The organism is Streptomyces sp. NPDC126497, assembly GCF_040302425.1.
Taxonomy (GTDB): domain Bacteria; phylum Actinomycetota; class Actinomycetes; order Streptomycetales; family Streptomycetaceae; genus Streptomyces.
Window position 1 is genome coordinate 52,617 of record NZ_JBEORT010000027.1, and the last position, 1,809, is coordinate 54,425.

Sequence of the window (1,809 nt, forward strand, 5' to 3'; positions counted from 1 at the left end):
CCCGCTCCCCTTTCCCTCAGCGTCCCAGGGCCTGCGGCGCGCCGCCCTCGTCGGTGCCCCAGACGTCCTCGTCCTCGGCCAGCCACGTGGTCCGTTCCCGGTCCCCGCTCTCCGTCTGCGGCCTGTCCCCCGCCCCGCCCATGGGTCCCATCGGCGGCATGAAGGGCGCGCTGCTGCTGGTCTGCGTGGTCCTGGGGACGACGCGGTGCTCCTCGTCGTCGACGGTCTGCGGGGCGGCCGTCCGGCCGGAGCGTCCGACCCCGGGCTCGATGACGGTCCTGGTGCGCTCGCCACTGCCGCCGCCGGCCTCGCCGCCCGCGCCGCGCATCATCGGCGGGTACATCCCCGGCGAGCCCGAACCCGTGCCGGTGCCGTCGGCGGAGACGCCCGCCAGGGCGTCTCCGCTCTGCGGACGCCCGAGCGCCGAGGCGAGGTCGTCCTGGTTGTAGAGGTTGTCGTTGAAGACGGAGGAGTAGGCGGAGCCCGCGGAGCCCGGAGAGCCGCCCCCGTTGTAGGCGGAGAGGTCGGGGGGCTGGGGAAGGTCGGCGATGCGCTGCCGGATCAGCTCGTCGATGTTCTTCTGATCGGCGTTGATCCGGTCGTACTCGGCCTGGATGTCGCGCATGCGCCGGTCGTACTCGGACTTGGCGTCCTTGCGCGCCTGCTCGGCCTCGGTGCGCGCCTCTTCCCGTTCCGCCTGGGCGTCGGCCTTCACCCGGTCGTACTCGCGCCTGGCCTCGGCCTCGGCGGCGTCCGCCCGTTCGACGGCCTCCCGCTCGGCGGCGTCGATCTCCGCGATGCGCCGGTCGTACTCCTCGCGGGCCTCCTTCTCGTCGGTGCCGGCGGCGATCTCCCGCTCGTACTCCCGACGTGCCTCGGCGCGTTCCTGCTCGGCCTCCTGGCGCGCCTGGTCCCGCTGCTCCTGGGCCTCGGCCTTCTCCCGCTCGTACTCCTGTCGCGCCGCCGCCTCCTGACGGTCGGCCTCCTGGAGGGCGGCGTCGCGCTCGGCGCGGGCCTCGGCCTTCTGCTGCTCGTAGTCGGCCTGCGCGTCGGCCTTGGCGTTCTCGGCGTCCAGTCGGGCCTGCTGCTTCTCCTGCAGGGCCTCGCGGCGGGCCTCCTCCTGCTGGGCCTCCGCCCTGGACTGCGCGTCGGCCTGTTCCCGCTTCGCGGCTTCCCGCTCGGCGTCGGCCTCCGCCTTCGCGGCTTCCTGCTCGCGCTCCGCCTCGGCCCGGGCGGCCGCCTGCTCCCGCTTCGCCTCGGCCTGCGCGGCCTCCTGCTCCGCCTTGGCCTCCGCCTTCTCCTTCTCGGCCGCCGCCTTCGCGGCTTCCTGTTCGGCCTTGGCCTCGGCCTTCGCGGCTTCCTGCTCCGCCTTGGCCTCGGCCTTCTCCTTCTCGGCCGCCGCCTTCGCGGCTTCCTGCTCGGCCTTGGCCTCGGCCTTCGCGGCTTCCTGCTCCGCCTTGGCCTCCGCCTTCTCCTTCGCCGCCTCTTCCTTGGCGGCCTCCTGCTCGGCCTTGGCCTCGGCGCGGTCGGCTTCGGCCTGGGCCGCGGCCCGTTCCCGTTCCTTCTTCGCCTCGTCCTGCGCCTTCTGGTTCTGCGCGAGGACGAACGCCTGCTGCTCGGAGGCCGCCGCCTTCGCCTCCGCCTTCTCCTTCTCGGCCGCTTCCTTGGCAGCCGCCTGTTCGGCCTTGGCCTCGGCCTTCGCGGCTTCCTGCTCCGCCTTCGCCTCCGCCTTCTCCTTCTCCGCCGCTTCCTTGGCAGCCGCCTGCTCGGCCTTGGCCTCGGCCTTCGCGGCTTCCTGCTCCGCCTTCG

The 1,809-nt window shown here is 74.0% G+C and carries 1 pseudogene; it reads right to left on the minus strand.

Annotation, left to right across the window (positions count from 1 at the left end):
• Positions 1 to 16: 16 nt before the first annotated feature.
• A pseudogene (locus ABTY20_RS14845) lies at positions 17 to 1,809 on the minus strand (hypothetical protein); the annotation flags it as partial.